At 33.4% G+C, this 17922-nt stretch carries 19 protein-coding genes; 7 read left to right on the top strand and 12 right to left on the bottom strand.

The annotated features are described in order from the left end of the window. Nucleotides 1-86: 86 nt before the first annotated feature. The gene (locus H611_RS0112715) at nucleotides 87-590 is read left to right on the top strand and encodes a hypothetical protein (RefSeq protein WP_027138739.1); all 504 of its coding nucleotides are present in this window, start codon (nucleotides 87-89) and stop codon (nucleotides 588-590) included. A 68-nt stretch (nucleotides 591-658) separates the two neighbouring features. Here H611_RS0112715 and H611_RS0112720 read toward each other — a convergent pair whose 3' ends face one another. Beyond that, the gene (locus H611_RS0112720) at nucleotides 659-955 is read right to left on the bottom strand and encodes an N-acetyltransferase (protein WP_027138740.1); all 297 of its coding nucleotides are present in this window, start codon (nucleotides 953-955) and stop codon (nucleotides 659-661) included. A 171-nt stretch (nucleotides 956-1126) separates the two neighbouring features. Here H611_RS0112720 and H611_RS0112725 point away from each other — a divergent pair, with 171 nt between their 5' ends. Then, on the top strand, nucleotides 1127-1795 hold the full coding sequence (locus H611_RS0112725; RefSeq protein WP_027138741.1) for an alpha/beta hydrolase family protein: 669 nt from the start codon (nucleotides 1127-1129) through the stop codon (nucleotides 1793-1795). A gap of 33 nt (nucleotides 1796-1828) precedes the next feature. After that, nucleotides 1829-2755: a lytic transglycosylase domain-containing protein gene (locus H611_RS0112730; RefSeq protein WP_027138742.1), complete on the top strand. Its 927-nt coding sequence runs from the start codon at nucleotides 1829-1831 to the stop codon at nucleotides 2753-2755. A gap of 38 nt (nucleotides 2756-2793) precedes the next feature. On the opposite strand, the gene H611_RS0112735 is transcribed toward H611_RS0112730, so the two are convergent. Continuing rightward, nucleotides 2794-3372, bottom strand: a complete 579-nt coding sequence (locus H611_RS0112735) for a tetratricopeptide repeat protein (RefSeq protein ID WP_027138743.1) — start codon at nucleotides 3370-3372, stop codon at nucleotides 2794-2796. A 298-nt stretch (nucleotides 3373-3670) separates the two neighbouring features. Between H611_RS0112735 and rpmH the strand changes: the two genes are divergently transcribed. Together rpmH and carB are read left to right on the top strand one after the other, a co-directional pair. Then, a complete protein-coding gene (gene rpmH / locus H611_RS0112740) occupies nucleotides 3671-3832 on the top strand; it encodes a 50S ribosomal protein L34 (protein WP_019387117.1) in 162 nt (53 codons plus the stop codon). A 110-nt stretch (nucleotides 3833-3942) separates the two neighbouring features. Beyond that, nucleotides 3943-6795 (top strand): carbamoyl-phosphate synthase large subunit, encoded by a 2853-nt coding sequence (gene carB / locus H611_RS0112745; RefSeq protein ID WP_027138744.1) that lies wholly within the window; start codon nucleotides 3943-3945, stop codon nucleotides 6793-6795. A 38-nt stretch (nucleotides 6796-6833) separates the two neighbouring features. On the opposite strand, the gene H611_RS0112750 is transcribed toward carB, so the two are convergent. From H611_RS0112750 to rmuC, 10 genes are all read right to left on the bottom strand, one after another. Next, nucleotides 6834-7205 (bottom strand): hypothetical protein, encoded by a 372-nt coding sequence (locus H611_RS0112750; protein WP_027138745.1) that lies wholly within the window; start codon nucleotides 7203-7205, stop codon nucleotides 6834-6836. Nucleotides 7206-7242: 37 nt separating this feature from the next. Further along, on the bottom strand, nucleotides 7243-7785 hold the full coding sequence (locus H611_RS0112755) for a YceI family protein (RefSeq protein ID WP_027138746.1): 543 nt from the start codon (nucleotides 7783-7785) through the stop codon (nucleotides 7243-7245). 48 nt (nucleotides 7786-7833) lie between these two features. Next, entirely contained in the window at nucleotides 7834-8211 is a 378-nt protein-coding gene (locus H611_RS14335) for a c-type cytochrome (protein ID WP_051238807.1), read from the bottom strand. A gap of 21 nt (nucleotides 8212-8232) precedes the next feature. Further along, complete coding sequence (locus tag H611_RS0112765) at nucleotides 8233-8595, bottom strand: hypothetical protein (protein WP_027138747.1); 363 nt, start codon at nucleotides 8593-8595, stop codon at nucleotides 8233-8235. Between the two features lie 11 nt (nucleotides 8596-8606). Further along, the gene (locus tag H611_RS0112770) at nucleotides 8607-9455 is read right to left on the bottom strand and encodes a DUF5777 family beta-barrel protein (protein ID WP_027138748.1); all 849 of its coding nucleotides are present in this window, start codon (nucleotides 9453-9455) and stop codon (nucleotides 8607-8609) included. Nucleotides 9456-9488: 33 nt separating this feature from the next. Continuing rightward, nucleotides 9489-10058, bottom strand: coding sequence for a T9SS type A sorting domain-containing protein (locus H611_RS14575; RefSeq protein WP_051238808.1), 570 nt, complete (start codon nucleotides 10056-10058; stop codon nucleotides 9489-9491). 16 nt (nucleotides 10059-10074) lie between these two features. After that, on the bottom strand, nucleotides 10075-10464 hold the full coding sequence (locus H611_RS0112780) for an OB-fold protein (protein ID WP_027138749.1): 390 nt from the start codon (nucleotides 10462-10464) through the stop codon (nucleotides 10075-10077). A gap of 166 nt (nucleotides 10465-10630) precedes the next feature. Beyond that, a complete protein-coding gene (locus H611_RS0112785) occupies nucleotides 10631-11464 on the bottom strand; it encodes a DUF4382 domain-containing protein (protein ID WP_051238809.1) in 834 nt (277 codons plus the stop codon). A 141-nt stretch (nucleotides 11465-11605) separates the two neighbouring features. Continuing rightward, a complete protein-coding gene (locus tag H611_RS0112790) occupies nucleotides 11606-12142 on the bottom strand; it encodes an acyl-CoA thioesterase (protein ID WP_027138751.1) in 537 nt (178 codons plus the stop codon). A gap of 233 nt (nucleotides 12143-12375) precedes the next feature. Beyond that, complete coding sequence (gene rmuC, locus H611_RS0112795; RefSeq protein ID WP_027138752.1) at nucleotides 12376-13755, bottom strand: DNA recombination protein RmuC; 1380 nt, start codon at nucleotides 13753-13755, stop codon at nucleotides 12376-12378. A gap of 276 nt (nucleotides 13756-14031) precedes the next feature. Here rmuC and H611_RS0112800 point away from each other — a divergent pair, with 276 nt between their 5' ends. Continuing rightward, complete coding sequence (locus H611_RS0112800) at nucleotides 14032-16383, top strand: LamG domain-containing protein (RefSeq protein ID WP_027138753.1); 2352 nt, start codon at nucleotides 14032-14034, stop codon at nucleotides 16381-16383. An 87-nt stretch (nucleotides 16384-16470) separates the two neighbouring features. Beyond that, a complete protein-coding gene (locus H611_RS0112805) occupies nucleotides 16471-17868 on the top strand; it encodes a Gfo/Idh/MocA family protein (protein ID WP_027138754.1) in 1398 nt (465 codons plus the stop codon). Nucleotides 17869-17922: the final 54 nt, after the last annotated feature.

Raw genomic sequence — 17922 nt, forward strand, 5'->3', positions numbered from 1 at the left:
TCATCCGAATTTTATACATCTTAGCCGGTTTTTTACGGTGTTGACTTAGGTAACGATACATTTACAAAGTATAATTCCCAAATTGTATGAAACTCTTAACCTCAATATTAAAAATAAGTGTACTACTTATTTTTTTAACAAGCTGTTCATCAGATGAAGAAACTTTTTCTGTTGAGGGCTCATGGAAATTAACTTCCTGGTCTGTTGGTATTCCTGTTGATTATAATAATGATGGTGTTTCAAGTGTAAATATCTTAGAAGAGGTTCCTTGTGATACCCATGAGGTTTTAATATTCAATAATCAAGGTGTTGTTGAATCTGATAATACGTTTCATTCCGAAATTAAAATAGCTTTAACCGATGAAGTTTTAAATTCTTTTAGCTATTCAGTAGAATGTGCGGAAGGCATTGTTGGGATGGCGGCAAATTACGCTGTGTCAGGAAACAATATAATGATTGATGAAACAATGGCTACTTTAGAGGGAAATCAATTAGTTCGTGTTTTTAAAGGAGCTGTTAAAATTTATAATGCGAATTATTCACGGGTATTGTTTGAAAAGGATTTACGATTAGAGTATACTAAAATGTGATAGCCATGATATTAAAAAGCAAAACCCCGTAACCAAAGGTTACGGGGTTTTGCTTTTTTTGTAAAGGTTTAAATTCTAACTCCTACGGGTAGCATTCGTTTATATTTTCTATTACTTCTAACAAACTTTGCAATGTCGGGGCTTGTTGGGACAACACTTAAGTTTCGCTCATGAATTTTTTCAAAAACTGCTGCTAAAAACTCCTTACTAAAATTTTCTTCTTTTATTTCATCAGGGATAACAAGTTTAGTTAAAAAGATTTTTCGCTCCTGCAGTGAATATTCAATTTTTGCTAAGTGATTATCAATTTTTAGTTCAAATTGGCGTAAAAAATCGTTGTCTATTAGTTCTGCTGCATCAACCATGTTTATCTTGTTTTATTTCTATAGAAACTTGAAAATAGTGAGGACTATTTGTATAAATTTGTTTTGCAAAGATACAAAAAATAATCGTGAAAGAGGTTTTAAGGCTTTTATAAATCCTTAATAAATAAATGGTTATATTTCTGTGATAATGTTTTAGATTGAGTTTGACTAATGAGAGAAGACCTGTTACATGTTTACTTAATGCCTGGAATGGCAGCCAATCCTAAGATTTTTGAATATATAAAATTACCTGAGGATAAGTTTGAAATTCATTATTTATCATGGATCATTCCAAAAAATGAAGAATCGCTAGAAGCGTATGCCCATCGTATGTGTGAATTTATTATACACGATAATATTGTATTACTAGGCGTGTCATTTGGAGGTGTTCTGGTTCAGGAAATGGCAAAAATAGTGCAGGTTAAGAAGCTTATTATTGTTTCAAGTGTAAAATCGAAAGATGAATTGCCAACGAAAATGCGAATAGCAAAGGTAACCAGGGCATATAAGTTGGTGCCAACACAGTTAGTAAGCAAATTAGATGTTATCGCCGACTATGCCTTTGGAGCTAATGTTAGAAAGCGGCTTGAACTTTATAAAATGTACCTTTCTGTCAATGATAGCAGGTATTTAAGTTGGGCCATAGAACAGATGGTTTGCTGGAATCAGGATGTTCCCGATTCTGGGTTAATTCATATTCATGGTGATAAAGATGAAGTCTTCCCGATAAAGCATATTAAAGATTGTATGGTGTTAAAAGGAGGTACCCATATCATGATAATAAATAAATATAAGTGGTTTAATGAAAATTTGCCTCGTATTATTTCAGAAACCTCTTGAAATTAAGTAATTTTATCCTAAAACTTATTAGCGATGAAGATTATAGAAAAAGCCTTGGCGTTTGTAGGGTTATTAAGTTTATGTGCAATATTTATTTATGCCCTCCAAGATGCACCAACCGATGAGAATTTCGAGAAGAAACTTATAAACGATTATAACGTTTATGCGCTTCAAATACCTGATAATTTAAATTTTTCAGGAGAACCATTACCTTTAAATAATCCTGATATTTTAGAGCGTATGGATAGGGAGTTGTTAGTAAATACTTATTGGCAATCTAACGGACTACTTATGTTTAAACGAGCGAAAAAATATTTTCCAATCATTGAGCCTATTTTGGCAAAGTATGGCGTACCAGACGATTTTAAATATTTAGCTGTTATTGAGAGTGGATTAACGAATGCGGTTTCTCCTGCAGGAGCGCGTGGCGTGTGGCAAATTATGCCAGCGACGGCTAGAGAGAATGGCTTAGAAGTTAATGATAATGTTGATGAACGTTATAATTTAGAAATGGCTACCGAAGTAGCTTGTAAGTATTTATTAAAGTCTAAGGAAGAATTAGGTACTTGGACTTTGGCTGCAGCGGCATATAATGCCGGAGTTTCAGGAGTGTCAAGACGATTGGCGGAACAAAACGTCACCGATTATTATGATTTATTATTAGGTGAAGAAACTGGACGTTATGTATTTCGGATAGTGGCTTTAAAAGAGATACTATCACATCCTAGTAAGTATGGGTTTAACTTCAGAGAAAAAGATTTATATAGTAATGTGCCTACCTATAAGGTAAAAGTAGATACCGCAGTTACCGATTTTACTAAGTTTGCTGAGAACTTTGGAATTAATTATAAGATATTAAAACTGCACAACCCCTGGTTAAGAGAGCCAAAACTTAATAATAAGTCAAGAAAGCAATATGAGATTGAAATACCAAAGGATGGTTATTACAATATTAATTAAATCGTTTTGCTGAAAAATATGATAAAAAAAAGAAGGAGTTATTTGCTCCTTCTTTTTTGTTGTCTTACAGAACCACCAGTGCCAAAATGTTGATTGGGCATCTGTGCTCGTTTCATATTTTCTTTCATCATTTTGATTTGATCGGTAAGCATCCCTTGCTTGTCTAATTTTTGAGCTTCCGATAATAAACGTTGAGCTTCTTGTTTTCTCCTTTTAGAAAAGGCAATTCCAGATAAATTTAGTTTTGCCATGGCTAAATCATGGTCCATAGACAACCCTAAAGAAATGGCTTTTTTGAAATATTTTTCGGCATCATTCATATTCGACTGAGAAACCATTAAACCATGTAAGTAGTTGTAATATCCTTGTTGTTTTCTTACTAAGGCCGATTCAGGATTTTTAATTTTATCTAACCATTTCTTAGCACCTTCAAAATCTTGTTTACGTAATCTTAAAAAGGCTAAAAGGATAAATTCATTTTTAAAGTATAAAAACACAAATATTAAAGAAAGTAGAATAAACATGATACCATTACCAATATTTCCTTCTACAAATTGATAAATGGCATAGCCAAAAATACCAATGGCAATTATAAGTTTTATAATTTTATTATACATTATAGGTGTATTTGAATTGTTTGTGCGCTATTTTTTTATTTAGCTTGGTTTAAATTAGATTGCAAAGAAACTAAAATTTTGTCAAAATTAAGTTATACCTAATAAACAAAAAGTAGGCGTTTCCCCTATTAAATAAAGCCTCATTCTATTTTTTAAATCTCACGTAAAATAATTTTAAATATTTTTATCATATGATTTGTCAAAGTAAAAACTCTTCGTATATTTGCGCTCAGTTTTGGAGGAACCCAAAGAGTAAAATAAAGATAAAGTACAATTCAGTTTTTAAAGATATAAGACAATGAGTAAAAGAACGTTTCAGCCATCAAAAAGAAAAAGAAGAAACAAGCATGGCTTTAGAGAGAGAATGGCTTCTGCTAATGGAAGAAAAGTACTTGCTCGTAGAAGAGCTAAGGGAAGAAAGAAATTGTCTGTATCAACTGAAGCAAGACATAAAAAATAATGATTAATAATTGTTAATAAATAAAGGTGTTACTTAGGTGTAACGCCTTTTTTTATGGCTACTTACTTATTAATTTTGTAACTTATTAAAATTCAATACATAATTTAGAAATGCCAAAAAATTCAAAACTTAAATCTATTTTAATAATTGGTTCAGGACCTATTGTTATTGGACAAGCGTGTGAATTTGATTATTCAGGTACTCAAGCGCTGCGTTCATTAAGAGAGGATGGTATTGAAACCATATTAATTAATTCGAATCCAGCGACCATCATGACAGACCCTTCAATGGCTGATCATGTGTATTTACTTCCACTAACAACGAAGTCGATAGTTAAGATTTTAAAAGAACACCCTCAAATTGATGCTGTATTGCCAACAATGGGAGGACAAACAGCATTAAATTTATGTATTGAAGCTGATGAAAAGGGTATCTGGAAAGATTTTGATGTTGAAATTATAGGGGTTGATATCGATGCTATTAATATCACTGAAGATAGAGAGCAGTTTCGTGAGTTGATGGAGAAAATTGGAGTTAAAATGGCTCCTCAGGCAACAGCAACTTCATATTTAGAAGGAAAAACGATAGCTCAAGAATTTGGTTTTCCATTATGTATTCGTTCTTCCTTTACTTTAGGTGGGGCAGGAGCTGCGATTGTATATGAAGAGAAGGATTTTGATGAATTGTTAACTCGCGGATTAGAAATTTCTCCAATCCATGAAGTAATGATTGATAAAGCCATGATGGGCTGGAAAGAGTACGAATTAGAGCTTTTACGAGATGCTAATGATAACGTAGTTATTATCTGTTCTATTGAAAATATGGATCCAATGGGAATCCATACAGGAGATTCTATTACAGTAGCTCCGGCTATGACTTTAAGTGATAGAACTTTCCAGAAAATGCGTGATATGGCTATCCTTATGATGCGTAGTATTGGTGATTTTGCTGGAGGTTGTAACGTGCAATTTGCCGTGTCCCCAGATGATCAAGAGGACATTATCGCTATTGAAATTAACCCACGTGTATCGCGTTCTTCGGCTTTGGCAAGTAAAGCAACAGGTTATCCTATTGCAAAAATAGCTGCAAAATTAGCGATTGGTTATAACCTTGATGAGTTACAAAACCAGATTACAAAATCTACTTCGGCGTTATTCGAGCCTACATTAGACTACGTAATTGTTAAAATACCTCGTTGGAACTTTGATAAGTTTGAAGGATCAGACAGAACTTTAGGGCTTCAAATGAAGTCTGTAGGTGAGGTTATGGGTATTGGTCGTTCATTCCAGGAAGCACTTCATAAAGCTACACAATCATTAGAAATTAAGCGTAATGGTTTAGGTGCCGATGGTAAAGAGAATAAAAACTATGATCAAATCTTAGAAAAACTTCAATATGCTTCGTGGGATCGTGTATTCACGATTTATGACGCTATTGCTATGGGTATTCCTTTAAGTAGAATCCACGAAATCACTAAGATTGATATGTGGTTCTTAAAGCAATACGAAGAGTTATTCTTACTTCAGAAGGAGATATCTACTTATACGATAGACAATTTAAATAAAGAGCTTTTGCTGGAGGCTAAGCAAAAAGGTTACGGCGACAGACAGATTGCTCACATGTTAGGATGTCTAGAAAGTCAGGTATACAATAAACGTGAAGAATTAGGTATTAACCGTGTTTACAAGCTAGTAGATACCTGTGCAGCCGAGTTTAAAGCGAAAACACCATATTATTACTCGACATTTGAAAGTGATATGGAAACAACAGATGGTAAGCGTTATGCCGATAATGAAAGTGTTGTTTCTGATAAGAAGAAAATTATTGTATTAGGTTCTGGTCCTAACCGAATTGGTCAAGGAATCGAGTTTGATTATTGTTGTGTGCATGGCGTACTGGCTGCTTCTGAAGCTGGTTATGAAACCATCATGATTAACTGTAACCCCGAAACGGTTTCGACCGATTTCGATACCGCCGATAAATTATATTTCGAGCCTGTATTCTGGGAACATATCTACGATATCATTAAGCATGAAAAACCTGAAGGTGTTATTGTTCAGTTAGGTGGTCAAACCGCGTTAAAACTTGCTGAGAAATTAGACCGTTATGGTATAAAAATTATAGGAACAAGCTATAAAGCTTTAGATTTAGCAGAAGACAGAGGAAGTTTCTCGACTTTATTGAAAGAGAATAACATTCCTTATCCGGAGTTCGATACGGCGGAGTCTGCTGAAGAAGCTTTAAAAGTTGCCGATAAATTAGATTTCCCAATCCTTGTAAGACCGTCGTACGTATTAGGAGGACAAGGAATGAAGATTGTAATTAACAAACAAGAGCTTGAAAAGCACGTGGTTGATTTATTAAGAAGCATCCCTAATAATAAACTATTATTAGACCACTACTTAGATGGTGCGATTGAAGCAGAGGCAGATGCTATTTGTGATGGCGAAGATGTTTACATCATAGGTATTATGGAACACATCGAGCCTTGTGGAATTCACTCAGGTGATAGTAACGCTACATTACCGCCATTTAATCTTGGTGATTTAGTAATGCAGCAAATTAAAGACCACACTAAGAAAATTGCATTAGCATTAAATACCGTTGGTTTAATAAACATTCAGTTTGCTATAAAAGACGATAAAGTATATATTATTGAAGCGAATCCAAGAGCATCCAGAACGGTACCGTTTATAGCGAAGGCTTATGGAGAGCCATATGTAAATTATGCAACGAAAGTGATGTTAGGAGATAAGAAAGTGAAAGATTTTAACTTTAATCCACAATTAGAAGGTTATGCAATTAAGCAGCCAGTCTTCTCTTTTAATAAATTCCCTAACGTAAACAAGAAATTAGGACCTGAAATGAAAAGTACAGGAGAAAGTATCTTGTTTATTGATAGTCTTAAAGACGATGAATTTTACGATTTATACTCAAGACGTACCATGTATTTGAGTAAATAATAAATGACTAAAAAAGCCGCTTTTAAAGCGGCTTTTTTTTATTGACTAAAAAGGGTCTGTCGATCTTTATCTTCTTCAACCCCTGTTATAAAGTATTTTGTATCGCCCATCCAGAAGAACGAACGGTATTTTTCAACATAACTGAGTTTAACAAATCTACCTTGTAAATCTTCAAGTGCCTCTATAATGTCTATATCATGTTTGTGAACCGAGAATACAAATCTGCTTTCTTCGGAAACTCCTTGACTTAATTCACCTTCCCAGGTTTTAAAAATAACACCCTTCTTACTAAATTTAATTAGATCACCAGAGCGTACGCCTTCACTATACGGAACAAAGTAGATAAAACAGAAATAACCGATTAATATAACTATTATTATAGCTAAAGCTTTAAAAAGGAATTTTTTCATGTTAATGATTTTATTCCTAAAGATAGCAAAACTAGATTTATTTTTTCTTCAGATTAAAATCGAATTGTACATCAATGGTTTCGGCAATTTTTTTACTAACTATTTTCGGAATTTTTATATCAAATTCTGAAGCTTCTGTCTTGAAGTTCCCTGTCATGTTAATCATTTCACCATCTTTTTTTAAATCGACCGCTATGTTTTCAAACATTTTGGTCTTACCATGAAAGGTTAATTCCCCATTGATTTTAAAGGTCTTTTCATTATTTAATTTATCTACCGAAAAATTGATTATTGTTCCTTTAAAAGAGGCCTTTGGAAATTTATCAGACTCGGCATAATTTTCATTAAAATGTTCTTCCATTAAGGCATTTTTAAATCTAAAACCCTTAACTAATACCAAGGCAGCAAATTCTCCGTTTGCAGTATTCAAAATAGCGGTAGTTGAATTATTTTCGGCCTTAACCTCTTCGAAAGAGGGTACCGAAGCTTCAAAATTAACCTTGCCAGAACGGGTTAAATACTTTTCTTGGGAGTAGATATTAAGACTTAAAAAAGCAATAAAATATAGTAGGTGTTTCATTTTATGAATTTTTTATTTAATTAGAAAATATGACTAGGATAGCCATGATCAGTTTTCCAGTAGACCGTCGGTTTTCCATTGTTCAAAAGCTTGTTTCTGTGCTGTTGATAATTGACCTGAAGGAGGCATTTTGCCTGCCCCCGTTCTATTAATTCGATCTATAATTCCATCAATGTAATTTTTTGCTTGGCTGTAGGTCGTTAAAGACATGGGGGCATTTTGGGTAGGTGTACTACCGTGGCAAGAAATACAATTACTAGTTAAAATGCTTTTAATATCGGCATCATAAGTAACTTTTTCATTAGGCTGTGGATCTGGATCAGGATTGGGGTTTGGAGTTCCAGAGTTATCATCGTCACTGCTGCTTGAACAGTTAAAAGCTAGTGCACACACGGTAAATAGAAGGATAAACAGTTTCGTTTTCATAGTGTTGTTGTTTTAAGTTAATTAATTTTTTAATAGGCCATCTGTTTGCCATTTTTCGATGAGGTCAATAGTGTTTTGTGGTAATTTAGGGCCACCTTGTGGCATTATCCCTCCTGGACCATCACCATTAATTCTACCTATTAAGTTATTGTTTTCAACAGCAGATTTAACCTGGTTATATGTTGTTAAAGGTATACTAGCACCACTAGTTGCAGGATCGGAATGACAGCTTATACAATTGATATCGATGATGCTTTTAATATCAGCATCATAGGTTACAACCGCTGGTATTGGAGTTGGGTCTATTAAATCATCTTCGCTGTCGTTAGCACAGTTGAACAGTAAAATGGTAGTTATTACAATAAATAAAAGTTTGAGTTTCATAGTATAGGGGTTTAAAATACACGACTTAAATTAAATCCGAAATAAATATCTCCATCGCTCCAATCTCCAGTACTTTGTCCGAGAAAAGAATTGGTATTCATGCCTTGTGCATTTGTGAAATGCATTTGAAAAACGTGGCCGCCGGTTTCAATATCAACCCCTATCGATAAGGGATTCCTGAAAGGAGAGGTGTCTGCTCGATTGAGATGCCAGCCATAGTCAATATTCAGAGACATACGCTTACTTAATTTATAACGACCTCCAAGTCCTAAGGCAAACTGAGAGTTCTCTTGTTCGTTAATGGCTACGTAGTTATCATGGAAGAATGTAGGAGCTAGCTCTAAGGATAGCTTTGAATTAAATTTTCTTGATATTAGCAATTGTGCCGTATATCCTACACGGTGTTTAAATTCCAATAAAGGCAGATTGTCTTTTTCCAGAGCTGTGTTTATGAGCACGGAATTGTAACCAACTAAGGTTAAAGGGAACCCATTATTTTTTTGACTTATAAAACGGTATTTTGCTGATGCTTCATATATTTTTTGAAAGGAACTTCTTGAGATACCAATGTTAAATCCATCGGTAATACCAAAAATAAAATTCAATCGGGTTACAGCATCATCCAAACCAAAAAAGCTATCAAAACCATTCTTTAAGCTTCCAAAGCGGTGCGCTACCACAAAGGTAAAATCTCCTTTTGCAACTAATTTAGTAGATTCGAAGTTAACAATTTTTAATCCTTTAAACGCAGCCTGAATTTCCTGCTGTTGCATAGAATCGTTATCTATTTCAGCTAATAAATCTTCTTGAGCTTGTGCTAGCAAGGGAATACAAAAAAGAAAAATAAGTAGGTGTTTCATACATAAAGTAGTTTAGTAATTAAGTTTTAAAGTTTAATGCTTATAAAAGCGTTTGGTTATATCTGAATTGGACGTGCTTAGTTTCAATAAATACATCCCTGTGGTTAAATTAGAAATATTAATCTTATTACCCAAATACGGTTTATTAATAACCTCTTTGCCAAGAATATTGTAAATAGAAATCGCTTTTAAATTTACACCATTGGGTATGGTAAGTGTCAAAATATCTTCGGCAGGATTGGGAAATAAGGAGATGTTTTTTATTGCAAACTTTTCATTACTTAAGGCTTCTTCAACTGTGATGGTTCCTCCCATGTTAGAATGTACACCACAAACATAAGGATTAGTGCCTACCTGAGTGAATGTAAATATATAGGTGTTTCCATTTCCTGTAAGTATATCACTAGCAAATGCTTGTGTACTTCCGAATTTACTAATCACAGAATGTGGCAAATCGTCAGTCCAAGTCCATCTAACAGATTCTCCAACTTTAACAGTTCTATTCAGGTTAGAACCAACTGATATGTCCCAATTAAGATCGTGGATGGTTTGTGATTGTGTTCCCCAAAAGGTTAATGCAAAAAGTAGTAGAAATGTTTTCATGCGGTAGTTGTTTAAATTAATCTTCAATTACACTACACTGATCCAGTTTTACCTGTTCTAATAAATCGTCGTAACCAATACAACGTCCTTTAATTTTGACAATTGTATTTGTTTTTTGGGGAGGTTGAATGTCTTTTTTAAACTGACAAAAGACATTGTTATTTAATGTCATGTCCGACTGATTTAAGTCGGTTATAATACCCGAAACTTCAATGGTTTTGTTAATATATTTAAGCTCTGATTGATCTGGGGAAAGTATAAATGCTTCACTAAACGCAGTAGCTTCAATCACAAAATCGGCAGATTCTGTTTCAATATTTCTGTGATCCTGGTATACATAATTGTAACCAAAATAGAGTCCTAAAATGAATAAGGCAAGAATATATATATAATACCTTCTTTGCATTTTTCTATTAAATATAGCGAAAAAAAAATAACATTCAAAAAAAATGGAATCTTACGTATCAACTGTCACTTTAAATTAAGATACATAATAGATAAAGGCTTTTAAGAATAATATTAATGTATACTAACTTAAAAGCCTTTATAAGAGTTGTAAATTTATATAAATTTTATGGGGTAACTTTAGTTAAAACAATGGTTCCAGCTTCGGTTACTTCACCAACAGTTATATTTGTTTCTGCACTATACTCATTGTATCCTTCTCTTGTAATTTTTATTTTGTAGGTTCCTGCTGCCAGTCCTTGGAATAAAAAGTTACCGTTTACATCGGTTAGAGTATCTGTAACTTTAACCTCTTCGCTATTGTAAATTTCTACAATAACGTTTTCAAGTGCCGTTACAACTTCTTCAATGTTTTCAACTACAATTCCGCTAACAGAACCAGAGTTTACTTCTGCATTAACTTTAATAACAGGTTTAAGGTTATACGAGCCTGTGCTACCAGATTCAACGATAGATTCACTAACAATCCAGTCAAGAATGAAAGTATAGGTAAAACCGCCTTCCAATTCAGTATTTAGGTTTAGTTTTAATCCAGACTGCAGTGCGCTTGGAGTGTTTAAAGGAATCATGGTTTCATTTCCTTCTATTTTAAGGGTATTACCATCTCCTAAAACCAGTCTGATTTGTTTCATCATTCCAGATGGGATCAATTGATCTGTTAATAAAAGACTATTACCTGCAATAAGTTCTGTTAAATCAACTTCAATAGGATAAGCTTCCGCAGCAGCGAAACTTTGCCAGCCATTTTCATTGGAAGTGGTATTGTATTGAATATCTGTAATAACAACATTAACCTCCTCGTAATCGCCAGGAGCATCGACTAATTTTAATTGAACACGAGATGTGTTTTCTCCATCGTTGTCACTGCAACTTTGTAAAAATGTTAATGAAATGATTGAAATACCAATGAATAAGTAGGTCTTTAAATTTTTAAAATTCATTTTTTTTAGATTTTGGGTTTATTTTAAATGCTATGCTAATATAACAAGTTACATCTTAAAATTCCTATCCCTAATTTTAAAAATATCAACAATACCTTAACTAAAAGATTTGTGTTACGTGACCTTTTGGTTATTAATTAACTACAGCTCAACCTTCACATTCTGTTCCTTCACAATATCGATGTAATCTTCTAACTTAAATTCTGATGAATTATATTTTGTCGAGCGACGTTTAGCTTGTTGTTGGCGCTCAATACTTCTTGCAAACCGGCGGACACTATCGCGAGTTTTTAAAATAATTCCTGGTACAGGTACATTTTTACCCTCGTCGTTTTTGGCCACCATAGTAAAATATGAGGAGTTGCAATGTTTGCGTTCGCCCGTTTGAATGTTTTCAGATTCTACCCGAACTCCAATTACCATTGAGGTTTTTCCAGTAAAATTAACAGATGCTTTTAATGTTAATAGTTCACCTACTTCTACCGGAATTAAAAAATCTACCTTATTCACAGATGCTGTTACACAATAATTGTTTGAATGTTTCGAGGCGCAGGCAAATGCAATCTGATCCATTAAACTTAGTATATACCCTCCATGTATTTTACCACTAAAATTTGAGTGTGATGGTAGCATAAGTTGGGTGATGGTTACTTGCGATTCTTCTATAGTTTTAAACATTGGTAATAGTAATATTTAGTATGTTGTTGATTTTAAATTCTGTTAGTTTATTCGAATATACTTATATATTTTTCAGTGGCATAAAGGCCATTTTGTTTTTAGGGAGTTTCTAAATTAACTGGCTTATAAAAAAGTAATTAATAATAAAGGCCAGCTGCCTTGAAAAAAATGTAATGGTTAAATAAACAGTACAGTTCTAATTTAGAAACAATTGTTGAAAGTGTTTTAAAGTATTACTCTTCCTCGGCACGCTTTAAAAGCTTTTCATTTTGACTTTTAGTAGCTTTAGCTCCCAGTTTTTTTAGATTTTCAACACGTTTTACCAGATTACCTTTACCGGTAAGTTTTACCATCGCACTTTCATACGACCTTTGAACGGTAGTGATTTGATTTCCAACTTTAATTAATTCCTCGGTAAGATTTACAAAAGAATCGTATAATCGTCCTGCTTGAGTGGCAATTTCAATAGCATTTTGTTGCTGTTTTTCATTTGTCCACATAGAGTCTACAGTTCTTAACGTAGCTAAAAGTGTGGAAGGCGTAACAATAACAATGTTTTTCTCGAAGGCTTTATTATAAATGCTGTTATCTTCATTTACAACCACGGCAAATGCAGGTTCAATAGGGATAAACATGAGCACGAAATCCGGCGAATCAATGTTATATAAATTCTGATAATTTTTCTCAGATAACTGATCGATATGTTTTTTAATAGAATTGATATGTGATTTTAAATACGTTGATTTTTCATCGTCGTCGGCGTTAACCATACGTTCGTAATCCACTAGAGAAACTTTCGAATCGATAATCATTTTTTTACTATCAGGCAGATGTAAAACAACATCAGGCAGAACACGAGATCCATCGTCTCGGGTAAAACTTTGCTGAACAAAATACTCTCTGTCTTTAGCTAATCCCGACTTTTCTAATACGCGTTCCAATACCAATTCACCCCAGTTTCCTTGCATTTTACTATCGCCTTTAAGGGCTCTGGTTAGGTTGGTGGCTTCTTTGGTGATTTGCTGATTGAGTTCTTTTAAACCTTCTAATTGGGTTTTTAATGCCGAATGCATACTGATGCTTTCTTTTTGAGTAGTATCGACTTTTTCCTCGAAGGTTTTTATCTTTTCCTGTAACGGGTTTAAAATGTTTTTGATGTTTTCCTTATTCTGAAGCGTGAATTTTTCAGATTTCTCGTCTAATATTTTGTTAGCCAGATTTTCAAATTCTTTGGTGAATTTTTCCTGAAGCTTTTCGACTTCTGCTTTTTGCTCCTGATTTTTCTGTGTCAGATTTTCAAAATCGGCGTTTCTTCGCGCGAGTTCAGAATTTAAAAACTCCTTTTCACGACGTATGTCTTCACGTTCCTTTTCAATTTTAGAAATGGTTTCTTTAAAGTTATCTGATTGCTGATTGAAATTTTCAGATTGTTTTCTTTGCTCCAATTCAGATAATTGTTTTAATTCCGTAATCTGTTGCTGTAAGTTGTTATTACGTTCTTCTAAGGTGCTTTTTTCGCCTTTAGATTTTAATTTGTTAATAAGCATCCCTACATAGGCGCCAATACCAGCCGAAAGGATAATGGCCAGAATAAGAATTAGGTTGTCGTTCATGTTATTTATTCAATTTGGGTAAAAATAGTAAATTCTGGCTTTTAGAGTTTGGTATTCCGTAGTCTTTACATTTCTTTACTAAATGTTTATATCTTATGGGTTGTTTAGAAATGACTTTTGAAGCAATGATTTTGTAAGATAAATTATGTTTTTGAGATTTTAATTGAGACTTTATTGGAAATGGGATTGTTAATATTTGTTTTAGATAGATTTCGTGGAATAATATGCCATAATCTTTTGTGGGTAATATTTGTGGTTTTGTTTATAAATATTGAGATGTTAGGGCAAAACTATTTAACAACAATAGATTATGTCTTCGCTAGTGAATACTCTATTGATTCCATTAATAATTTACAACAAGGTACTAGAGCTTTCTTTTTGGAAATAGTTAAGAATCAATCTCATTATACCGTTTTAAATTCAAAAGAAAAGAGCTCTTTAAAATCAGTTTTAGACACTCTTCAGAATTTTTTAAATGATAACAAGGACGAGGTTGTTGCTATTGTTTTAAGAGGTGATTTAGATAAAACTCAATTAATGCATGATCTAAGTTTTGAGTATTCCAATGATGTTTTTTTTGTAACTGAAAATAAGGATGTTAATATTGAGAAACTAAAGGAAATTGATAAACGATTAATTGTAGTTTTTAATCAAGATCTAACTGAATCTTCAATTGGACGAATTCAAAAGAAAAGAAAATATTTGGATAGATTCACTGTAAATCCGTTAGATAAATTTGTAGTTTTTAAGAGCAATGCGACATCGGACAGCTTATTATTTAGAGAGGTTTTTGAGTTTTGGAAAACTACAGGGAAATCTCCAAATTTCATTTTGGCCGATCATATAAAAACTGAAAGAATAAAACACGTAGCCGACTCTTTGAATAGAACAAGACGCTTTCGAGGGGTTATGAGGTATGGAGGAGAGCTTCTAAATGAAATTTACTGGAATAATTTACCAAATGTTATTACTTCAGCCAAGTTTTCATTTCCATTAACAACAAATCAACAAGTCCTTGCGCCATATAAAAATGGATTTAGAATTACACCCGCAGAAATGATTCATCACACAGGGCAATCAGATGCTCCAAGAATGTTTCTGGCTTATAATGTATCCATAGAAGATGAACTGAAATACGATTTTTCTTTTGATAATGATGTTGTAAATACGCAGGAAAAAGATTGGGATAGAGTTATTAAAAAGGATATTTCTTTTATAGAAGATGATAATCGCGGTTCGGTTTTATATTTAAATAAAGAAGATTCATTTATAGATTATTTTAAAGCGAATAATTTAAATTTTGAAACACCAATAAGTATTTCGGTTTGGCTTAAGCCTGAAAAGCATACTTCATATATGGGGATCTTAGGGTTTGGATTAGCATTTTCGGTAAAGCTGAAAAAAGGTAATCCGGATTTTACTATGGCTACCATAAAGGATCATGTTGTAGCTCATCCGCTTGAAGTGGGAGTGTGGCAACATTTAGTGATTGTTTATAATCCTAGAGCTTCAATAGTGTTTTATCTAAATGGAGATAAAATTGGTGATGTGGAGGCATTGGATATTAATCCATCAGAGAAATCTCTTGTGGTAGGGAATAATATTTGGGGTGAGCAGTTTTTTGGGGCTATAGATGACTTAAAAGTTTGGAATCGTGGTTTAGCTCCGAATGAAGTAAAGCTATTATTTACGGATAATTCATCCAATAGAAGTTTTAATTTTATCGGAATTTCATTAGGAATTGGAGGGCTTGTTGTTTTGGGAATGCTAGTTTTGATTTACAGAAATAAATCAAGGACAAACAAAAGAATAAAGTTTTTAAAAACGAAATCAGCAGCGTATAAATTAAACCAAGAACAGAAACAGGTAAAGCAAAATAAGCTTTGTCTGTTTGGAAATTTTTACTTGGAATTAAAGAATACTGAGGCTCCTTCTTTTTCACCACTCCATAAACAAATAATGTCTTTTTTAATTCTTTCTATGCTTGAAGATAGTACAGGGGTGACAACAAATAAGTTAACCGAAACGTTTTGGCCGGGAGTATCCAAAGCGAAGGCAAAAGAAAACCGAAGTGGTAACATACGTAAATTACGAATGGTATTATCTAAAGTTGAGGGAATTGAAGTGGTTTTCAATGAAAATAAATGGAGTGTTGTATATGATGATTCTTTTCAGATAGATGTTTTTGAATATTTACGTTTAAGGTCTATTTTGGAAATTGGGTTATCAAAAGATGATGTGTCTATAGGTGATTTGGAAATATTTCTTGAATTAATTAAAAAGGGGAATGTTTTACAAAGTATCCATAACGAATGGATTGACTATTTTAAGGCTAAGTTATCAAATGAAATTGAAAGTTTATTAACGGAAATATATGCTAGACAAGCTAATAATTTACCTAAAGAATTGTGCATTATAATAGGAAAAACGATTCTTTTATTTGATAGTTTGAATGAAAATGCCTTGCAAATTTTAGTACGTGAGTGGATTTCTTTAGGAAAACATGGACTCGCCCAAGACGCCTATTTAACTTTTTCTAAAAATTATGAATTACTTTACGGAGAACTATATATGGTGGAATATCAGGATTTTATAAAAGAAATTGCACTTGATAAAAAAATATTTTAGTCAAAAAATAAATTTGTTCACCCATTTGCTCACCTATTTGTGCGGTTATGGTATGTATATTTAGGGCATAATTAAAAATAAAAGCATATGAGTACTAATAGAAGGGATTTTTTAAAAAAATCATCAATGGCTGGAGTAGGTTTAGCATTTTTACCTAACCTTTTAAATGCAGATAATAAAGAGACCTTTAATGCATTTAAAGAAAATTATATGGGAGGTTTTGCAGCTCCTAAATTAGATGTTGTACGGTGTGCTGTTATAGGAGTTGGAGCACGAGGTTCTGGTCATGCTAGACAATTAGCAACTATAGAAGGTACTGAAATGGTTGCAATTTGTGATTTATATGAAGATCTGGCGAAAAAATCAGCAGATAAGTGTAAAGCAATTGGAGCAGGACAACGCCATAAGGATGTGAAAACTTTTTTTGGAGGTGAAGATGAGTGGAAAAAGATGTTGGACACTGTTAAACCAGATATGGTTGTTATTGCTACACCATGGAGTATGCATGCACCAATGGCGATTCAATCCATGGAGTCTGGAGCTCATGCCTTTGTAGAGGTGCCTATAGCAGTAACCATAAATGAAATGTGGGATATTGTGAAAACAGCCGAGAAAACACAAAAGCACTGTATGATGATGGAAAATGTGAATTATGGACGCGAAGAGTTGTTATACCTAAATATGTGTAGACAAGGTGTTATAGGCGAATTGCTTCATGGTGAAGCAGCATATATTCATGAATTACGAGGACAGATGAATCAAGCCGATCGTGGTACAGGCTCTTGGAGGACATATGAGTATGCCAGAAGAAATGGTAATTTATATCCAACACATGGGTTAGGACCTGTTGCGCAGTATATGAATTTAGCCAGAGGAGAAGATAACTTCGAGCGTATTAATTCATTTTCATCTCCTTCAAAGGGAAGGGATTTGTATGCTAAGAAGCATTTCGATAATAATCATAAATGGAATCAATTAGATTTCATAGGTGGAGATATCAATACCTCTATTATTAAAACAAGTTTAGGACGTACCATTATGGTACAATGGGATGAAACTAGTCCAAGACCATATTCAAGACATAACTTAATTCAAGGAACTAATGGAACATTAGCAGGGTTCCCAACACGAATTGCTTTAGAGGGAGGTGTTGAAGGTGTAACCGATAATCATCATCAATGGGCTCAGGGTGATGGATTGGATGCTATTTATGAAAAATATGAGCATCCGTTATATAAACGTTTAGGTGAAGTTTCTCAGAAAATGGGAGGTCACGGAGGAATGGATTTCATGATGCTTTATCGTATTGTGGAATGTCTACTTAAAGGTCAGCCATTGGACCAAAATGTTTATGAAGGTTGTTTTTGGAGTGCTGTAGGTCCATTGAGCGAAGCTTCAGTGAAGTCACATGGAGACTCTCAGAGGTTCCCAGATTTTACTCGTGGCGAATGGAAAACAACTAAACCTTTAGATATTGTTGAGTAATTAAATTTCTAACATAAAAATTGATTCAATCTAATAATTCTGAAAGAGTTTAAA

Origin of the sequence: Gaetbulibacter saemankumensis DSM 17032 (assembly GCF_000425645.1) — a bacterium.
Taxonomy (GTDB): Bacteria; Bacteroidota; Bacteroidia; order Flavobacteriales; family Flavobacteriaceae; genus Gaetbulibacter; species Gaetbulibacter saemankumensis.